Genomic DNA, 18,360 nt, shown 5'->3' with positions numbered 1-18,360 from the left:
GCCTTTTGTTGACCCGTGGAGATCCTTCCCGGGCCGGTTCGTCGTACGCTGAGCCGGTGTCAACTGGGGAAGACCCGCGGAGTGACGCCCTGCGGATCATCGGGCGTCTCGCGGGCGCCGGTGTCGTCGCGGGCGTGCTGGCGGCGCTCATCGCCTTCTCCACCGTCGGCATGGTCGGCGTGGGCGCGCGCAACGGCGCCAACTGGTTCGAGGCCATCCCCGGCGATCTGCGGACCCCGCCGGTGGCCCAGCGTTCGGTGATCCTCGCCGCCGACGGGTCGAAGCTGGCCACGTTCTACTACGAGAACCGCATCGACGTGCCGCTGAAAAAGGTCGCCCCGATCATGCGCAAGGCGATCCTCGCCATCGAGGACAGCCGCTTCTACGAGCACGGCGGGCTGGACCTCAAGGGCACGGTGCGCGCACTGGCCAGCAACCTCGCCGCCGGTCAGGTCACGCAGGGCGGGTCGGGCATCACCCAGCAGTACGTCAAGAACCTCCTCGTCGAGACCGCCGACAACGACGCCGAACGTCGGTCGGCGCTGGCGACGACGCCGGCGCGCAAGCTCCGCGAGCTGCGCTACGCCGTGGCGATGGAGAAGCAGCTCACCAAGGACCAGATCCTCGAGCGGTACCTCAACATCGCCTACTTCGGCGGGGGAGCGTACGGCGTCGAGGCCGCCTCCCGGCACTACTTCGGCCACTCCGCCGCCAAGCTGACCCTGCCCGAGGCGGCGCTGCTGGCGGGGATCGTCCGTTACCCGTACGCCTACGACCCGACCGTCAACCCGGGCCTGGCCAAGCAGCGGCGCAACACCGTGCTGCAACGGATGAGCGACCTCGGCTGGCTGCCCGCCGCGACCGCGTCGGACGCCGAGGGGGCCGGCCTCGACCTGCACGTCACGTCGACGCCGAACGGCTGCGTGGAGAGCTCGGCGCCGTTCTTCTGCGACTACGTCGAGCGGGAGATCCTCGGCAATCCGATCTTCGGCAAGACCGTGAAGGTCCGCACCAGGCTCCTCCAGCGCGGCGGTCTGGTCATCCGGACGACGCTGGACCCGAAGATGCAGCGCGCCGCGCAGCGCGCGGTCGACCGCTACGTCCCGCCGAAGAACTCCAGCCACAAGGCGGCCGCCGAGGCGCTCGTCGAGCCGGGCACCGGCCAGGTGAAGGCCATGGCGGTCGACCGTGACCTGGGGCCAGGCGGGAAGCGGGGCAAGACCTGGGTGAACTTCGCCGCCGACTCCGATCACGGCACGAGCATCGGCATGCAGGCCGGATCCACTTTCAAGATCTTCACGCTGGCGGCCGCGCTGGATCAGGGCATGCCGTTCGGGCACCGTCTGATGGCCCCCGACCACTACACCCCGACCGGGTTCCGCGACTGCGACGGCAAACCGGTCAGCTCCACGGAGTCGCTGGGCAACGCCGCCGACGGTGAGGGCGGCCGGACGTTCAGCCTCGTCACCGGGACGTGGAACTCGGTCAACACCTTCTTCCTCCGGCTGGAGAAGGAGGTCGGCCTCTGCGACACGGTGAAGATGGCCGAGAAGCTCGGCATGCGCCGCGCCGACGGGTCGGCGCTGCAGCAGTACCCCTCCTTCACGCTCGGCTTCAACACGGTCTCACCGCTGCGCGTCGCGGCGGCGTACGCGGCCTTCGGCGCTCGCGGTGAGTACTGTGAGCCGATCGTCCTCACGAAGATCACGGACACGACCGGCCACGAGCTGAAGGTCCCGAGCGCCCACTGCCACCAGGCGATCGACAAGGGCGTCGCCGACGCCGTCAACCACGTACTGCGCGGGGTGCTGACCCGGGGCACGGCCGCCGGGATGGGCATCGGCCGCCCGGCCGCGGGCAAGACGGGCACGGTCGACGGCTTCTCCTCCGCCTGGTTCGCCGGGTACACGCCGGACCTGGCGAGCGCGGTGTGGGTCGGCGACCCGCGAGGCGGTTACAAGCATCCGCTGCGGAACGTCTGCCTGGGCGGCCGCTGCTTCGGCGAGGTGTTCGGCGCGGACATCCCCGCGCCGATCTGGCGTCAGACGATGCTCGGCGCGCTGCAGGACGTGCCCGCCCACGACTTCCACAGCCCGCCGGGCGACTACTACAGCGAGGGCTCCGGCGAGGACCGTGTGCAGGTCCCCGACGTCCTCGGCCTCAGCCCGTCGGCGGCGGCCGCCCGGCTGCGGGCCGCGGGCTTCGACGTGAGCTTCGGCGCGCGCGTCGCCTCGGACACCTACCCCTCGGGCACGGTCGCGCGTACCTCGCCGGGCGGCGGCGCCGCGGTCGAACCGGGCGCCACGGTCACCATCTACGTCAGCAAGGGCGCGCGGCAGGAACCCCCGTCCAACCCGTTCCCGCCGCCCGGTGGGCCGGGTCCGACGACCCCGCCCGGCCCGCCGACGCAGCCGACCTTCCCGCCACCGGTCGGCGGGACCCCCGGCCTCTGACCCGGCGTCGCGCGCCGGTCATTCAGATAGCGGACATTCCGTTACTTCCGGGTGTTTGTGTGCTCAAAGGGCGACGAAGCACGCCCTGAACCTCAGATCTGTCCATGATCCCTTCACCGTGCGGCGGGGGCTTTCTAACGTAAGCGCATCCTGACGGTACGCAACCACACGGCAAAGGAGACGACGTGGGCGCTCCCCCGCACCAGCCCACCGTGCGAAGCCTCGTACCCGCGCGGATCGATCGACTGCCCTGGTCCCGCTTCCACACCCGGATGATCGCCGCCCTCGGCGTGGCCTGGGTGCTGGACGGGCTGGAGATCCAGATCGCCAGCATCGTGGGACCGGTCCTGCAACACGCCGGCACCCTGCACCTCAGCTCCCAGGACGTCGGATTCTCGGCGACGATCTACCTGCTCGGTGAAGTGCTCGGCGCGCTGGTCTTCGGCCGGCTGTCCGACCGCCTCGGACGTCGCCGGCTGTTCGTCGCCACCCTCGCGCTCTACCTGGTCGCCAACGGGCTGACCGCCTTCTCGTTCAACTACGGCAGCTTCCTCGTGCTCCGCTTCATCGCCGGAATGGGCATCGGCGGTGAGTACGCGGCGATCCACTCCGCGATCGACGAACTGATCCCGGCGCGCTACCGCGGCCGCGTCGACCTGGCGGTCAGCGGAACCTACTGGTTCGGCGCGATCGTCGCGTCGCTGAGCGAGTACGCCCTGCTCAACCACAGCCTGCTCGCCGACAACATCGGCTGGCGGGTCGGCTTCTTCATCGGCCCGGTGATCGGCGTGGCGATCTGGGGCCTGCGCCGCACGCTCCCCGAGAGCCCCCGCTGGCAACTGGCGCACGGGCAGGCGGAAGAGGCGGAGAAGACCGTCGCGCTGATCGAACGCGAGGTCGAGGCGTCCGGACGCACCCTGGAGCCGGTCGACCCCGAGCGGTACGTCGAGGTGCGCCCGCAGGAGAGCGTCTCGTTCGCCCAGGTCGCGAAGACGCTGTTCCGGGACTACCCCTCGCGGTCGCTGCTCGGCGCCACGCTGATGATCAGCCAGTCGTTCCTCTACAACGCGATCTTCTTCACGTACGGCCTGGTGCTCAAGCACTTCTATGGGGTCTCCGACCACGAGGTGGCGAAGTACTTCTTCGCCTTCGCGGCGGGGAACCTCCTCGGCCCGCTGCTCATCGGACGGCTGTTCGACACGGTCGGCCGCAAGCAGATGATCGCCGGAACGTACCTCGTGTCCGGCGCGCTCCTGGCGGTCAGCGGCTACCTCTTCAAGATCGGGTCGCTGACGGCCTTCACGCAGACGGTGCTCTGGACGGTGATCTTCTTCATCGCCTCGGCCGCGGCGAGCTCGGGCTACCTGACGGTCAGCGAGATCTTCCCGATGGAGCTGCGGTCCCAAGCGATCGCGCTGTTCTTCGCCATCGCGCAGGTCTTCGGGGCCCTCGGACCGACGATCTTCGGCGCCCTGATCGGCGACCAGGACCACCCGGACCGCGGCAAGCTGTTCATCGCCTACCTCATCGCGGCGGGCGTCATGGGCTTCGCGGGGATCATCGCGGCGATCTTCGGCGTCAAATGCGAGCAGGTCTCGCTGGAGGACATCGCCGCCCCGCTCAGCGCGGCCAAGAAGGTGCCGGAGACCCTCGCCGAGCGGCTCGATGACCTCGAGCCCGGCCCCGGCCCCGCCCCGGCGATCTGACCCCGTCCGGTCCCGCGTCGGTCTGACGACGCCTGGCCCCGCATCGGATCCCCTCCGATGCGGGGCCGCTTCACGTGCGGCGTCAGCGGGGGAGGCCGACCGACTTCTCCGGCGGCATGATGACGCCGCCGGAGGGGCTCAGCCGGGCCGTGCCGGCCGGCCCTCTCCAGGCGCTGGTGTCGGTGCCCTTCGGCGCGTGCCGGGCGATGTAGTCGGCGTAGACCGAGAACCACTCCTGGGCGCTGTACGGCGACCAGCCGTGCTGCTTGGCCCGGCCGTAGACGAACGTCGCGTCCGCGGTCGGGTTCGTACGCGCGTCGAGGGTCTGCTGCAGCAACTGCACCGCGTCGTTGAGGAAGTACGTGTCGGTGTCGCCCACGTAGACGTAGATCCTGCCCTGGAGCTTCGGCCCGAGCGCCGGCCACTCGGCGGCGAGCTTCGCGCTCAGGTCCATCGGCCTCCACCGGGCGGTCACCGCGGGATCGATGACGCCGGTCCGCTTGTCCCACGCGAGCGCCGGGTAACCGTCCCGGCCCTGGGGGCCGTACACCGCCTCCCAGATCGCCCACGCGCCGCCCGATCGGTCACGGTCGCCGCGGGCCAGTTCCCACAGGTTCTCCTGGGCCATGACGTAGTTCGTGTCACCGGCGACGTCGCGGCTGTCCGGGCGGGGCGTGCGATCCCACTCGCGGACGGTGTCGTAGGCGTTCGCGTCGCCGTACACGTTGACGATCTGGTGGCGGTGGAAGTCGACCGGGTCCGGATATCCGGCGAACGTTCCGCCGTACACGTCCGGATAGAAGACCTCGCTCGCGAGCGCCTCCCACCCGCCCGTGGAACCGCCCGAGGTGACCCGCGCCCACGGCGCGGCGATGGTCCGGAAGCCGGCGTCGATCGCCGGGATCAGCTCCTTGGTGGTGGCGTCGCCGTACGGGCCGAGGTTGGCGGAGTTCACCACGTACGAGGAGTCATAGAACGGGTTCTCCTCGCGGACCTCGACGCTGATGAAACGCGGAGCGGCGTCCGACATCCACCACTTGGAGAACGCGTTGCCCTGGTCCTCGCGAAAGCCGTGCGGCGCGCCGGTCGTGAAGTGCGCGAAGTGGTATTCCACCGGGTAGCGCTCGTCGTCGGCCGCGTCGTAGCCGGCGGGCAGCAGCACGTTCGCGCCGACGTACATCGGCCGTCCCCAGAACTTCGACAGGGACGGGCTGAGGATCTTCACGTGCTTGACGTGCGCGGTGTCCGCCGGGTTGCCCTGCTGGCAGGTACCACCGGCGGGAACGGGCTGCGCGGGCGTGATCACGTGGTCCAGGTTCAGCCGGATCGTGCCCGATCGCCGGGGCTGGAGATCGATGGTCTGCGGCGTGCCGTACATGTTGCCGGGCGAGTTGAACAGGTCCTGCCCGTCCCCGCACGGCATGTGGAGCCGCACGGTCGAGCCGTCCGAGCGGTGGAACGTCGTGTAGACGTTGAAGAACGCCTGCACGGTGTAGCGCCCAGGCGGCAGGTCGCCCAGCCGCTCCAGGGGATAGCCGTACGCCCGCCCGTCCACATACGCCGTACGCCCGGGCCGTAGCCCGTCGACGTCCTGCCCCCAGAACGGCACGCCGCCGGTGATGTCGATCTGCTCCCGCGGCTCCGGCGCGGCCTTGCGCGAGATGACGACGTACGCGCGGCCGTCCGCCGCGTCCTGACGCAGGGTGGAGGGGAACGAGAGAGCGAACCGCAGCGGCGGATCCGGGTCGGCCGCGGCGACCGTTCCGCCCATCGTCAGCAGCATCGCACCGATCGCGCCGATGACACGAGCCCGCACGGCGTGCCTCCTCTTGATCAAGGCCGTGGTTACGGGCTGGACGATGTCACGAATACGGCCCACACGGAATGGGCGATCCGGCCCCAGAAAGCCTTTGGCCGGTTCAGGCCGTACGGGTAACGAATCGTAATGAAGTGAATGCGTAGCGTGCTCACTCCTGTTTAGGATGCGGGCATGCCAGACTGGTGTCGACATCGTCGGGAGGCGAGCGAAGGTGATCGCGGAAGCCGTGCCGTACGAAGACTTCTGGTTCCACGACGGCCCTTGGACCGAGGAGGACTACCTCCGGATTCCGCCCGGCGGGCCGAAGATCGAGCTGGTCGACGGGAGGCTCGTCGTGAGCCCGGCGCCTAGACAGGCGCATCAGCGGCTCATGCGACGGCTGGCCAACCTGCTGGAGGCGCAGGCGCCAGACGACCTCGCCGTCGAAGTCGAGCTCAACGTGCGCATCGGCCCGGAGAAGATCCTCATCCCCGACGTGGTCGCGACGTACGAGCAGGGCGACGATGTCCTGGTCCACCATCCGGCGGAGATCCTCCTGGTCGTGGAGGTTCTCTCACCGTCGAACAAGGGCCAGGACTGGGTCTACAAGAATCACCTCTACTCCGTCGCCCGCATCCCCTGGTACCTCCTCGTGGAGGTCGACGAGAATGACGAGCGGCCGACGCTCATCCTGCAGCGGCTCGGCTCGGGCCACTACAACGAGGTGGCCCGAGCGACGTGCGGGGAGACGTTGCAGCTTCCCGATCCGTTCGGGGAGGTCGATCCGGCGGACCTGCTCAAGCGGCGTCCCTGACGATCCCTCAGGAGGGGTCGAGGCCGCGGCTTCGGCGGAGGGCGCGGTCGACGGCGGAGAAGAGCCGGTCGATCACGATGCCGATGACCAGGATCACGATCATGATGGCGATCATGTCCGGCGCGTCGATGTTCTCCCGGGCGTACTCCAGGCGGACGCCGAGCGACGTGTGGTGCCCGATGATCACGAGGAGCTCGCCCGCCATCAGGCTGCGCCAGGCGAACGCCCACCCCTGCTTGAGCCCCGTCACGAAGGCCGGGAGCGACGCGGGCAGGATGAGGTGCCGGTACAGCGCCAGTCCGCGCAGCCCCAGGATCTTCCCCGCCCGCAGTAGGATCGGCGGGGTGTAGTCGACGCCGGCGATCAGGCCGTTGGCGATCGACGGGGCCGCGCCGAGCACGATGACGAACAGGATCGCGCTCTCGCTGAGCTGGAACAGCAGGATGGCGAGCGGGAACCAGGCGATCGACGGCATCGTCTGCAACCCGGTGATCAGCGAGCCGAACGCCACCCGCAGGAACCGCACCCGCGACACGACCGCCCCGATCGCGGCCCCGACGACGATCGCCAGCGCGAAGCCGATCACCGCGCGGCGCATGGTCAGGCCCAGCCCCGCCCAGAACGACGACTCGCTCAGGTCCCGGCCCAGCTGCGGGAAGACCTGCGCCGGGCCGGGCAGGACGTACGTCGGCTTCCAGCCGCTGAGCACGACGATCTCCCAGACGCCGACCGCGATGGCGATCGCGGCGAGCACCGGCCACGCCGACGCCCAGGTCCGCCGCAGCAGGCCGGGGCGTGCGCGGTTCGCCATCTCCAGCGCGTCCAGGCCCGCGATCTGACGCTCGAGCACGTTCGTCGCCGCCCCGCCCGGCTCCATCGGTTCACGCTCCATGACGGCCGACCTCCTCACGAAGCCGATCGGTGATCTGTCCCGCCAGCGCGGCGACCTCGCCGTCGTCGATGCGCCGCGGCCGGTCCAGTGGCACCGGGAACTCCTCGACGACGCGGCCGGGACGGCTGGACAGCAGGACGACGCGGTCGCCGAGGCGTACGGCCTCGCGCACGTTGTGCGTCACGAACAGCACGGTGAGGGAACGCTCGGACCAGATGCGCTCCAGCTCGTCGTGGAGCAGGTCGCGGGTCATCGCGTCCAGCGCGCCGAACGGCTCGTCCATCAGCAGCACGTCGCTGTCCTGGGCGAGGGCCCGGGCGATGGCGACGCGCTGGCGCATCCCGCCGGAGAGCTGGTGGGGCCGCTTGCGGCCGAAGCCGTCCAGGTGCACGGCCTCCAGCAGTTCGGCGGCGCGCCGCCGGCGTTCGGCCTTCGGCACGCCTCGCGTGCGCAGGGCCAGCTCGACGTTGCCGGCGACGGTCAGCCAGGGGAACAGCGCGGGCTCCTGGAACATCAGGCCCACCCGCGCGCCGCCGACGTCGACCGTGCCGAGCGTCGGCCGGTCCAGCCCGGCGACGATCGACAGCAGTGTGCTCTTGCCGCACCCTGACGCGCCCAGGATGCAGACGAACTCTCCCGGATCGACCGACAGCGACACCTTGTCGAGCGCCAGGAGCGCGCCGCCGCCGGTCCCGTACGCCTTGGAGACACCGTCGATCCGCACCGGAGGGGCGGCCGTCCGCTCCGGTTCCCATGTGGTGGCAGCCATTTTCTTCTCCCTCAGCCCAGCGGGCGGGTCACGAGTCGCTCACCGCCGGTTCGCCCTTGGCCTTGAGGACCTCGTTGAGCGGTCCGAGGTCGTAGATGCCCTTCAGGTCGACGTGGTCGAGCAGGCCGACCGCCTCGGCGTGCTGGGCGCTGGCCTGCAGCGACGAGGCGATCGGGTCGTTGGTGAAGGTGACGTTCTTGAACGTCGCGTCGAGGGCGGCCTGCTTGAGCGGCTTGCCGGTCAGCGACCCCAGCTCCGTGTTGGCGGCCTGCTCCGCGCCGGCCTTGTCGGAGTTGATGTAGTCGGTCGCCTCGACCTGCGCCTCGAGCAGCTTCTTCACCAGGGCGGGGTGCTTCTTGAGGAACTCGGTCCGCACGATCAGGTTCGTGATGACGAACTTGCCGCCGGGCCACAGCGACGCCTCGTCGACGAGCTTCTTGCCCTTGCTCTCCAGGATGAGCCGGGAAGCGTACGGCTCCGGCACCCACGCGCCGTCGATCTGGCCCTGCGCGAACGCCTGGAGGGTCTGGGAGTTGTCCTGGGGGACGACGTGGACGTCGCCGCCGCCGGCCTTGTCCGTCTTGAGGCCCTGCTGCTTCAGCCAGTAGCGGAGGGCCACGTCCTGGGTGTTGCCGAGCTGCGGGGTGGCGATCTTCTTGCCGCGCAGGTCGGCCGCCGAGGTGATGGACGGCTTGACGATCAGGGCGGCGCCGCCGCTGGCCGCGCCAGCGATGATCTTGATGGCCTGGCCGTGTGACTTCACGAAGGCGTTGATGGCCGGGTTGGGGCCGACGTACGTCGCGTCGACCGCGCCGGAGAAGACCGCCTCGGTGGCGGCCGGGCCGGCGTTGAAGGTGAGCGTCTTCGGGGCCTTGCCGAGGTGCTTGGTGAAGATGCCCTTCTGTATGCCGACGAGCGCCGTGGCGTGCGTGATGTTCGGGAAGAAGCCGAGCCGGACGACGGTGTCGTCGGTCCCGGAGGACGTCTTCTTGTCGTCGCCACCGCCGCACGCGGTGAGCAGCCCGGTGCCGACGATGATGGCAAGGCCGAAGGCCGCGAGCCGCGGTTTCATGGGCAACTCCCACTATATCTATCGATCAGGTCTGATTGGTCGCTTAAGTAGACAAGGGATTCGAAGGAAGCGTCAAGTAGGTGGAATGCGGGTGTAACCGGTTGACTACTGGACGAAGAGGCTGCAGATGGACGGCCGGTGGCCTGATCCGGCCACCAAGGGTGCCGGGCAGTACTGTCGAAGCTTTAAGTGACGGTATGGTTACCGAGTGATTTCGGTGGAGTGGGGGCGAGCGCAGGGGGTCGGTGCCTGCACCGCTTACCGCTGGTTTCGCAAGGATGCTGTGCCGGTTGCGGCTCGGTCGGTCGGGTCTCAGGTTTCCGGCGATCAGGTGCGAGACGTGGTAGAGCCAGCCGTGTTGCGCGCTCGTGTTCATGGCGGTGGTTCGGTGCGGAACCATGTTCGCCGGGCGCTGGAGGTGGTCGGTCATGCCTGACCTGCGCCTTATCCAGCCACCATTCGTGGCGCTGGGTCCGCCGGGTGTGGCGATCCGCGACCGGCTCAAGAACGTCACGGCCCAGGACGTACAGATGCTGCAGTTGGTGGGTGACCATCTCGGTTCGCTGGCCTCCCGTGATCTGAAGACACGGTGTGCAGCCGGACTGAATCATGACAATGATCATTGGGCGGCCCGCAAGCGGGCGTTGACGGAGGAGTCGTCGTCGCGGTGGGCCGGTTCGATCACCAAGGCCACCCATGACCAGTGGGCGTTAGCGCGCCGCAACCAACTGGCCTACCTCCGCAGTCTCGAGGCCGCGATACGCACGATCACTCAGCGCCTGTCTGTTCCGGTGGGTGAGAAGGGCTCGAAGGAAGCGCCGGGTGGTTATCGCAGTGCGCAGGAGTGGTTCGCCAAGACACGTCGCCTGCACCTGCTTCAAGACCGGCTGACGCGCCTCCAGGCTGATTATCAGGCTGGGCGGGTCCGTGTCGTACGGGGCGGTAAGCGGCTGCTGCGTAACCGGCACAACCTGGAGGCGGCCCAGCTCACCAAGACTGAGTGGCGCGCGCGTTGGCGGGCCGAACGCCGGTTCCTCCAAGCCGATGGGGAGTCCGGCAAGCGGTACGGCAACGAGACACTCCGTATCACTCCGGAGGGCGAGATCAGTATCAAGCTCCCGGTACCCCTGGCGCATCTGGCCAACGCCAGGCACGGCCGGTATGTCCTCGCCGCGAGGGTGTCGTTCCCACACCGGGGCGAGCAATGGCGCGACCGCATCACCGCGAACCAGGCCGTGGCCTACCGCATCCACGAAGACGTCCAGCGCGGCCGCTGGTATGTGACCGCATCCTGGACGATCCCAGCGGCCAGGACCGTCCCGCTCGAAAGTGCCCGGGGCGGAGGTGTGATAAGTGTGGACACCAACGCCGACCACTTGGCCGCCTGGCGCCTGGATGCCCACGGCAACCCCGTCGGTGCCCCGCGCCGCTTTGACTACGACCTGACCGGCACCACCGCCCACCGTGACGCTCAAGTCCGGCACGCCCTGATCCGTCTGCTGCACTGGGCGAAACGGCACGATCTGGCCATCGCGATCGAAGACCTGGACTTCACCGCCGAGACCACCCGCGAAAAACACGGACACCGCAAATGGTTCCGGCAGCTGATCTCCGGCATGCCCGTCCGCAGGCTAAGGAACAGGCTGGTGGCGATGGCCGCCGAACTCGGCATCCCTATCATCGCCGTCGACCCCGCTTATACCTCCAAATGGGGAGCCCAGCACTGGCAGCACACTTTGACCACTTCCCGGCGTCCCGTTACTCGCCATGAGGCGGCGGCGGTGGCGATCGGACGACGCGCTTTGGGGCATCCGATCCGGCGACGGACGGCACCACCCCCTGCTCGCCAGAGCGATGAGCAGGGGCATCGGACCGTCCAGGCCGCACCAGAAGCCCCACGGTGTGAGGAACCCCGCCCCCGTATCCTGGGACCACGGACACGATCCGCGCCGCCCGGATGCGGAGTGAACGCGGGGGACCAGGATGCTCAACACCGTTCGGAGCGTCCGGCTGAGCATGCGCAACTCATGCTCAGCCCATAGGAACGGTGGCGTTGCGCGGCTGTCCAGCCCAGTGCGACTAAGCTCAGGGGCGAAAGGTCCGATAGTGATCACAAGGAGCTCAAGTGTCGTCGATCGAAGCCGTACACGCTCGGGAGATCCTCGATTCTCGGGGTAACCCCACGGTCGAGGTGGAAGTGCAGCTCGACGACGGCAGCGGAGCGCGCGCAGCGGTGCCGAGCGGCGCCTCGACCGGCCAGTTCGAGGCCGTCGAGCTCCGCGACGGCGGGGAGCGGTACAACGGCAAGGGCGTCGAGAAGGCCGTGCAGGGCGTCGAAGACGAGATCGCGCCCGAGCTGCTCGGATACGACGCGGACGACCAGCGCCTGATCGACCAGGCGCTCATCGACCTCGACGGGACCCCTGACAAGTCCCGCCTGGGCGCCAACGCCATCCTTGGCGTCAGCCTCGCGGTGGCGAAGGCCGCGGCCCTGTCGGCCGACCTCCCGCTCTTCCGCTACGTCGGCGGGCCGAACGCCCACGTGCTGCCGGTGCCGATGATGAACATCCTCAACGGCGGCGCCCACGCCGACACCAACGTCGACATTCAGGAGTTCATGATCGCGCCGATCGGCGCGTCGACGTTCAGTGAGGCCGTCCGCTGGGGCGCGGAGACCTACCACGCGCTGAAGGCCGTGCTGAAGGGCCGGGGCCTGGCGACCGGGCTCGGCGACGAGGGCGGTTTCGCCCCCGAGCTGCCGAGCAACCGGGACGCCCTGGACCTGATCCTGGAGGCGATCCAGCGGGCCGGGTTCCGGCCGGGCGCCGACATCGCGCTCGCCCTGGACGTGGCCGCCACGGAGTTCCACTCCGAGGGCACGTACGCGTTCGAGGGCGGCAAGCGCTCCGCCGAGGAGATGGCGTCCTACTACGGCGAGCTGCTCGACGCGTACCCGCTGGTCTCCATCGAGGACCCCCTGTCGGAGGAGGACTGGGCCGGCTGGCAGGCGCTCACCGAGGCCGTCGGCTCCCGCGTCCAGATCGTGGGCGACGACCTGTTCGTCACCAACCCGGAGCGCCTGCAGCGCGGCATCGACTCGGCGGCGGCCAACGCGCTCCTGGTCAAGGTCAACCAGATCGGCACGCTGACCGAGACCCTCGACGCGGTGACCCTCGCGCACATGAGCGGCTTCCGCACGATGATGAGCCACCGTTCCGGCGAGACCGAGGACACCACGATCGCCGACCTGGCCGTCGCCGTCGGCAGCGGTCAGATCAAGACGGGCGCCCCGGCCCGGAGCGACCGGGTGGCCAAGTACAACCAGCTGCTGCGCATCGAGGAGCTCCTCGACGACGCCGCGCGGTACGCCGGCCGGTCGGCGTTCCCCCGCTTCCACGGGGAGTGAGACCGGGCTCCGATGGCCGAGGAGAAGCGGCGACCGCCTGAGCGGAACGCCAAGGAGATGCGGCGCGCTCATCTGACGAGCCGCGCCGCGATCCTGGCGGTCGTCGCCTGCGCGATCGCCCTGAGCCTGGCCTATCCCGTCCGGGAGTACATCGCCCAGCGACGGGAGATCGCATCGCTGCGGGTCCAGCAGCGAGTGGCGCAGGGACAGGTCGAGCAGCTCTCCCGGCAGAAGCAGCGGCTCGGCGACGAGTCCTACATCAAGCGCGAGGCGCGCCGCCGGTTGCACATGTGCGATCCGGGCGCCAAGTGCTACGTGGTGCTGGGCGGGGGGCAGAGCAGCGGTCAGGACGCCTCCCGCAAGCGCCCGCCGCCCACCCCGCCCTGGTACGTCACGCTGTGGCGGTCGGTGGACGCGGCGGATCGGCGCCGCTGACCGCATACCCTGAGCGCTGGCATTGAAGATTTCGGCGAGGCGGTTCGCGGTACCGACCCGCCGGCGGCGATCCGGCACGCCGATGACCGGCGGCCGGAGTACGGCGGCGGTCCGGTGCCATGGCGACAGGTCGGCAGGCGGGCCTGCCGGTGACTCCGGAGGGCTTACCCGGTGATCGAGGAACGCGACGTCGCGGCGGTGGCCGCGCAACTGGGCCGTGCGCCGCGCGGGCTGCGGGCGATCGCCCATCGCTGCCCCTGCGGGCTGCCCGACGTGGTGGAGACCGCGCCCCGGCTGCCCGACGGCACGCCGTTCCCGACGTTGTTCTACCTGACCTGCCCGAAGGCCGCGTCGGCGATCGGGACGCTGGAGGCGAGCGGGCTGATGCGGGAGATGACCGCCCGGCTCGACGCCGACCCGGAGCTGGCCGCGGCGTACGAGGCGGCGCACCGCGACTACCTCGACCGCCGGGACGCCGCCGCGAAGGAGGAGGGCGTCGAGCCGCTCCCCGAGGGGATGCAGAGCTCGGGCGGCATGCCGTCCCGGGTGAAGTGCCTGCACGCCCTGGTCGCGCACGAACTCGCGGTGCCGGGGGCGAATCCCTTCGGCCGGGAGGCCCTGGACCGGATGCCGGACTGGTGGCGCACCGGCTCGTGCGCGACCACATGTGGCACCGAGGCCGGGCGGTCTCCGGGATCCGATGACGCGAACCGTCAGGCGTTGTAATGATTTGGTGTAAGTCGGCGGCCGAAGCGGGCGGCCCGCGTGAGCCGGGTCCCTCGGGCGCGGTCGGAGGTGGAGGCGGAGACGGCGGTCATGGTGATCGCCGTCGCCGAGGAGCGCGGGAGGACCGCGCCGACGAGGTGCGCCGGGAGGCGAACGAATCGTGAGCACAGCGACGCGTGTCGCGGCGATCGACTGCGGGACGAATTCCGTCCGTCTGCTCATCGCCGACATCGTCGACGGCCGGTTGACCGACCTCGAACGCCGCATGGAGATCGTGCGGCTCGGGCAGGGCGTCGACAAGACCGGTCGCCTGGCCCCCGAGGCCCTCGACCGCACGTTCGCCGCCATGCGGGGCTACGCGAAGCTGATCGCCGCGCACGACGTCACCGGCACCCCCATCAAGACGAGGGTCGTGGCGACCAGCGCCACCCGTGACGCGTCCAACCGGGACGACTTCGTGCGAGGCGTCGTCGACATCTTCGGCGTGGCACCCGAGGTGATCACCGGTGAGGAAGAGGCCCACCTGTCGTTCATCGGGGCGACGAAGGATCTGTCGGCCCTGCGGCCGATGCGCCCGTACCTCGTCGTCGACATCGGCGGCGGCTCCACCGAGTTCGTCTTCGGCACCACCGAGGTCGAGGCGGCGCGCTCGGTCGACATCGGCTGCGTCCGGCTGACGGAGCGGCACCTGCGGGCCGACCCGCCGTCGCCCGAGCAGGTCGCCGCCGCCGTCGCGGACATCGACGCGGCCCTCGCCGCCGTGCGCGACGGTCGGCCGGCGCCGGAGCCGGCGAGCATCCCGGTGCCGCCCGGAAACGGCGCCGGTCGGGGCGCGACGGAGCCGTGCCCGGCCGACGCGGCGCGGGGCGCGGGGCGGGGCCACTGCGCGGGGGAGGGGGGGGGGGGGCCGGGGCGCCCCCCCCCCCCACCCCCCCGGGGCGGGGGCCGGGCGGGGCGCGGGCGCGCGCGCCCCCCCCGCGGCTTTGGTGCCGGGGCGGGCCGCCCCCCCCCGCGACGGCCATCGCCTCGACCGCCTTCTCGGCCTGTTCGACGGTGTGGCGGCCCAGGCCGCAGGCCGTGGCGACCGCGTACGCCTCGCGGCCGGCGGCGGCCTCGAGCAGCCGCAGGCTCTCGGCGCTGCCCTCCGGGTCGGTCGCGGCGGCGATGCCGGCGATGATCCGCCACTCCGGGTCCAGCCGTCGCAGCGGCCGGTAGAACTCCTCGGTGCGCGGCGAAGGGTGCGCGCCGTACGCAGCGGGGAGGTGCACCGGCGGCAGCGGCCGGCCGGCGCGGCGCAGGGCGGGGGCCAGGAGGTTGAGGTACGTCACGGCCGGGCCGAGGTCGCGCGGCGCGACGAGCTCGGTGTTCGCCAGGTTGCCGTAGCACAGGTGCAGGATCACGTCCGCGTCGGCGGGGAGGCGGCCGAGGAGGCCGGCGACCTGACGGGCGAGCAGCCGCGCGGCGAAGGACCGGCCGCCGGGCAGCCGTTTCGCCATGTCCATGCCGACCAGGACGGACGGCGTCTCCAGTTGCCAGACGACGTCCTGGTCCGTCACCGCGTGGAACGCGGTCACCTCGTCGACGATCGCCTGGGTGAACACCGAGAGGTACCGCAGGGACAGCCACGGCCGGCCCTCGAACACGAAGATCGCCAGGTCGAGCGGGTTGGGCAGGCTGAGCTGCAGGCGGACGTCGGCGAGTTCGGGGCGTTCGGCCCGCAGCGCGCGGAACTCTTCCAGCATCTCGCGTAGCGCGTCCTCCCGGTCCATCGCCACGTCCGCGGGCTGGAGCTGGTGGCCGCGCCGGACGCCGTACCGGCGCATGTCCTTGTAGCCGGTGTACTCACCGGGCCGGTCGACCTCGAACGCCGGACGCCCGGCGAGGGTGCGCAGGTAGGCGACGATCCAGTTGGGGTCGAGGTCGCAGGGCAGCGTGGTCAGCCGGTGGTCGCCGACCTGACGAGTGATCCACTCCATGGCCCTGCGAGGGGTGCCGCACACGTCCGGCGGCAGGCTTCCAACAAAGTGCATGTGACGCGACATAGCGTCACATTTACCTCCAAGATCACTTCTTGGCAATTACCGGCCATGACCGGATCGTGACACTAAGGTGCCTGTGATCGGCCATCGCCGGCCGGGAGGCCGACGACGCCGTCAGCCCGTAGCCGGAGTGACCGGGCCGGGGGCCGGCGGCTGTGGCGTCGGCGCGAGCTGGAGGCCGCCGGATCTCGACGCCACGAGCGTCGCCGTGTACGCGTCGTCGCAGGGGCCCGGGTGCGACGGATCTCGACTGAGGCGGGCGCGGCGGGTGCCGGCGAAGAGAAGACGGTTCCCGGAGCCGTAGACGCGCAGTGCGACGGCCACGGTGACGGGTCTCGTCAGGTCCGGGGCCGCCACGACCACCCTCAGGTCGCCGGTCCCGGGCAGGTCGAAGGACGTCCGGCACCTCTTGTCGACGCATCCCCACACGCTCACCGTGCCGCCGGCCCCCGCCAGTAGCTCCGCCTTGACGATGAAGACGACGGCCGAGGCGCGGAGGATCTCGGCGCAGTTCGCGCCCGTGCCGCAGCCGGTCGCCGCGAGCGTGAGGCACATGGCGAGCGTCGTGACCCGCATACCGAGAGGACGCGCCGCGTGGCGGATCCGGTTTCCCGATGGCCGGGAGCGGTCACGGCCGGGTCGCCTCTGAAGAAGCTCTGAGATTCGCGAGCCCATCCTTGCCGCGTCCGACCCCTGATCGAACGGCTGAGGTGCGTGGTGAAGGACTACCTGGTGATCGGAGCGGGACCGGCCGGGCTGCAGCTCGGATATCTGCTGGAGAGGGCGGGCCGCGACTATCTGATCCTCGAGGCCGGCTCGTCGCCCGGCACGTTCTTCAGGACGTTCCCCCGGCACCGGACGCTGATCTCCAACAACAAGCGGCACACCGGGTGGACCGACCCGGAGCTGAACCTGCGGATGGACTGGAACTCCCTGCTGTCCGACGACCCGGAGCTGCTGTTCACCCGGTACAGCGAGCGGTACTTCCCGCCCGCCGACGAGATGGTGCGCTACCTGAGCGACTTCGCCGAGGCGACGAAGCTGAAGATCGCGTGCGACAGCCGAGTCGTCCACGTCACCCGCGACGACGAGGGCTTCGAGGTGCGGACCGAGGGCGGTGACGTGCACCGCGCCCGGCGGGTGGTCGCGGCGACCGGCCCCTCGCAGCCGTACGTCCCGCCGATCCCCGGCATCGAGACCGCCGAGCTCTACACGGAGGTGTCCGTGGACCCGGCGGACTTCACCGACCAGCGGGTGCTGATCATCGGAAAAGGCAACTCGGCGTTCGAGACCGCGGACAACCTGATCGAGAAGGCCGCGGTGATCCACGTCGCGGGGCCGAGCTCCGTACGGCTGGCGTGGCAGACGCACTTCGTCGGGCACCTGCGCGCGGTCAACAACAACTTCCTCGACACGTACCAGCTCAAGGCGCAGAACGCGATCCTCGACGGGAGCGTCAAGAAGATCGAGAAGCGGGACGACGGCTACCTCGTCACGGTCAGCTTCGCCCGCGCGAACGAGGTCACCAAGGACGTGCCGTACGACCGCGTCATCGTGTGCACGGGCTTCCGCTTCGACGCCTCCATCTTCGACGAGTCGTGCCGGCCGGAGCTGACGATCCGCGACCGGTTCCCCGCCCTGACGACGGCGTGGGAGTCGGTGAACGTCCCCGGCCTGTACTTCGCCGGGACGATCACCCAGTCCCGGGATTTCAAGAAGGGGACGAGCGGGTTCATCCACGGGTTCCGGTACGGCGTGCGCGCCCTGCACCGGATCCTGGAGAGCAGGTACGAGGGCGTGGAGTGGCCGCACCGGGACCTGCCCGGCACGCCCGAGGCCCTCGCCGACGCGGTGCTCGAACGGGTCAACCGCACGTCGGCGCTGTGGCAGCAGTTCGGCTTCCTGGCCGACGTGATCGCGGTCGACGGCGAGGGCGCGCGGTACCTGGAGGAGATGCCGTTCGACCACGTCGACCTGCCCGACCACTACCGGATCACGCTGGACTACGGCCCGGACCACGACAAGCACGACCCGTTCGACATCTCGGTGCGCCGCATCGCGCAGAGCGACTCCGCCCGGGCGGACGAGGGCCACTACCTGCACCCGATCGTGCGGCACTACCGGGGCGGGGAGCTCGTCGCCACGCACCACATCACCGAGAACCTCGAGAACGAGTGGAACTCCCCGGACACGCACCGGGAACCGCTGCGGGCCTTCTTCGCGGCCCGGACCGCGACCGTGCCGGCCTGA

Annotated in this window: 14 protein-coding genes and 1 pseudogene; 10 read left to right on the top strand and 5 right to left on the bottom strand. The window is 70.2% G+C overall.

Annotation, left to right across the window (positions count from 1 at the left end; all coding sequences use genetic code 11):
• The first annotated feature begins 56 nt into the window (after positions 1–56).
• Together AB0K82_RS16810 and AB0K82_RS16805 are read left to right on the top strand one after the other, a co-directional pair.
• Positions 57–2,453 carry a transglycosylase domain-containing protein gene (locus AB0K82_RS16810; protein WP_364397780.1) on the top strand — a complete coding sequence of 799 codons (2,397 nt, stop codon included), beginning with the start codon at positions 57–59 and terminating at the stop codon, positions 2,451–2,453.
• Between the two features lie 185 nt (positions 2,454–2,638).
• Entirely contained in the window at positions 2,639–4,159 is a 1,521-nt protein-coding gene (locus AB0K82_RS16805; RefSeq protein WP_364397778.1) for an MFS transporter, read from the top strand.
• 82 nt (positions 4,160–4,241) lie between these two features.
• Here AB0K82_RS16805 and AB0K82_RS16800 read toward each other — a convergent pair whose 3' ends face one another.
• Complete coding sequence (locus tag AB0K82_RS16800) at positions 4,242–5,975, bottom strand: alpha/beta hydrolase-fold protein (RefSeq protein WP_364397776.1); 1,734 nt, start codon at positions 5,973–5,975, stop codon at positions 4,242–4,244.
• 214 nt (positions 5,976–6,189) lie between these two features.
• On the opposite strand from AB0K82_RS16800, the gene AB0K82_RS16795 reads away from it, so the two are divergent.
• Positions 6,190–6,771: a Uma2 family endonuclease gene (locus AB0K82_RS16795; protein WP_364397774.1), complete on the top strand. Its 582-nt coding sequence runs from the start codon at positions 6,190–6,192 to the stop codon at positions 6,769–6,771.
• A 7-nt stretch (positions 6,772–6,778) separates the two neighbouring features.
• Here the strand turns inward: AB0K82_RS16795 and AB0K82_RS16790 are convergent, their stop codons facing one another.
• From AB0K82_RS16790 to AB0K82_RS16780, 3 genes are read right to left on the bottom strand one after another with little or no spacing between them, the layout of a single operon-like run.
• Complete coding sequence (locus AB0K82_RS16790) at positions 6,779–7,663, bottom strand: ABC transporter permease (RefSeq protein ID WP_364397773.1); 885 nt, start codon at positions 7,661–7,663, stop codon at positions 6,779–6,781.
• Positions 7,653–8,432: an ABC transporter ATP-binding protein gene (locus tag AB0K82_RS16785; protein ID WP_364397771.1), complete on the bottom strand. Its 780-nt coding sequence runs from the start codon at positions 8,430–8,432 to the stop codon at positions 7,653–7,655. Before AB0K82_RS16785 ends, AB0K82_RS16790 begins: the two co-directional genes overlap by 11 nt.
• 28 nt (positions 8,433–8,460) lie before the next feature.
• Positions 8,461–9,504: an ABC transporter substrate-binding protein gene (locus tag AB0K82_RS16780; RefSeq protein ID WP_364397769.1), complete on the bottom strand. Its 1,044-nt coding sequence runs from the start codon at positions 9,502–9,504 to the stop codon at positions 8,461–8,463.
• A 428-nt stretch (positions 9,505–9,932) separates the two neighbouring features.
• Between AB0K82_RS16780 and AB0K82_RS16775 the strand changes: the two genes are divergently transcribed.
• The 6 genes and pseudogenes from AB0K82_RS16775 to AB0K82_RS16750 all read left to right on the top strand — a co-directional run bounded on the left by AB0K82_RS16775 (position 9,933) and on the right by AB0K82_RS16750 (position 15,822).
• The gene (locus AB0K82_RS16775) at positions 9,933–11,546 is read left to right on the top strand and encodes an IS200/IS605 family accessory protein TnpB-related protein (protein ID WP_364397767.1); all 1,614 of its coding nucleotides are present in this window, start codon (positions 9,933–9,935) and stop codon (positions 11,544–11,546) included.
• A gap of 83 nt (positions 11,547–11,629) precedes the next feature.
• Positions 11,630–12,910, top strand: a complete 1,281-nt coding sequence (eno, locus tag AB0K82_RS16770; protein ID WP_364397766.1) for a phosphopyruvate hydratase — start codon at positions 11,630–11,632, stop codon at positions 12,908–12,910.
• Positions 12,911–12,922: 12 nt separating this feature from the next.
• Positions 12,923–13,345, top strand: coding sequence for a septum formation initiator family protein (locus AB0K82_RS16765; RefSeq protein ID WP_364397764.1), 423 nt, complete (start codon positions 12,923–12,925; stop codon positions 13,343–13,345).
• Positions 13,346–13,516: 171 nt separating this feature from the next.
• Positions 13,517–14,071 (top strand): DUF501 domain-containing protein, encoded by a 555-nt coding sequence (locus AB0K82_RS16760; protein ID WP_364397762.1) that lies wholly within the window; start codon positions 13,517–13,519, stop codon positions 14,069–14,071.
• A 160-nt stretch (positions 14,072–14,231) separates the two neighbouring features.
• A pseudogene (locus tag AB0K82_RS16755) lies at positions 14,232–14,825 on the top strand (exopolyphosphatase); the annotation flags it as partial.
• Between the two features lie 508 nt (positions 14,826–15,333).
• Positions 15,334–15,822 (top strand): hypothetical protein, encoded by a 489-nt coding sequence (locus AB0K82_RS16750; protein ID WP_364397761.1) that lies wholly within the window; start codon positions 15,334–15,336, stop codon positions 15,820–15,822.
• A gap of 402 nt (positions 15,823–16,224) precedes the next feature.
• Here the strand turns inward: AB0K82_RS16750 and AB0K82_RS16745 are convergent, their stop codons facing one another.
• Entirely contained in the window at positions 16,225–16,686 is a 462-nt protein-coding gene (locus tag AB0K82_RS16745) for a hypothetical protein (RefSeq protein ID WP_364397760.1), read from the bottom strand.
• A 141-nt stretch (positions 16,687–16,827) separates the two neighbouring features.
• On the opposite strand from AB0K82_RS16745, the gene AB0K82_RS16740 reads away from it, so the two are divergent.
• A complete protein-coding gene (locus tag AB0K82_RS16740) occupies positions 16,828–18,360 on the top strand; it encodes an NAD(P)-binding domain-containing protein (RefSeq protein ID WP_364397758.1) in 1,533 nt (510 codons plus the stop codon).

Source organism: Actinoallomurus sp. NPDC052274 (assembly GCF_040679475.1).
Taxonomy (GTDB): Bacteria; Actinomycetota; Actinomycetes; order Streptosporangiales; family Streptosporangiaceae; genus Actinoallomurus; species Actinoallomurus liliacearum.
The sequence above is the reverse complement of the archived record's forward strand: the minus strand, read 5'-3'. Positions and strand labels throughout refer to the sequence as shown.

Coding starts and splice junctions, on each gene's coding strand:
- AB0K82_RS16780 (WP_364397769.1), bottom strand. CDS start 9,504: ATGAAACCGCGGCTCGCGGCCTTCGGCCTTGCCATCATCGTCGGCACC.
- AB0K82_RS16765 (WP_364397764.1), top strand. CDS start 12,923: ATGGCCGAGGAGAAGCGGCGACCGCCTGAGCGGAACGCCAAGGAGATG.
- AB0K82_RS16775 (WP_364397767.1), top strand. CDS start 9,933: ATGCCTGACCTGCGCCTTATCCAGCCACCATTCGTGGCGCTGGGTCCG.
- AB0K82_RS16745 (WP_364397760.1), bottom strand. CDS start 16,686: ATGCGGGTCACGACGCTCGCCATGTGCCTCACGCTCGCGGCGACCGGC.
- AB0K82_RS16785 (WP_364397771.1), bottom strand. CDS start 8,432: ATGGCTGCCACCACATGGGAACCGGAGCGGACGGCCGCCCCTCCGGTG.
- AB0K82_RS16790 (WP_364397773.1), bottom strand. CDS start 7,663: ATGGAGCGTGAACCGATGGAGCCGGGCGGGGCGGCGACGAACGTGCTC.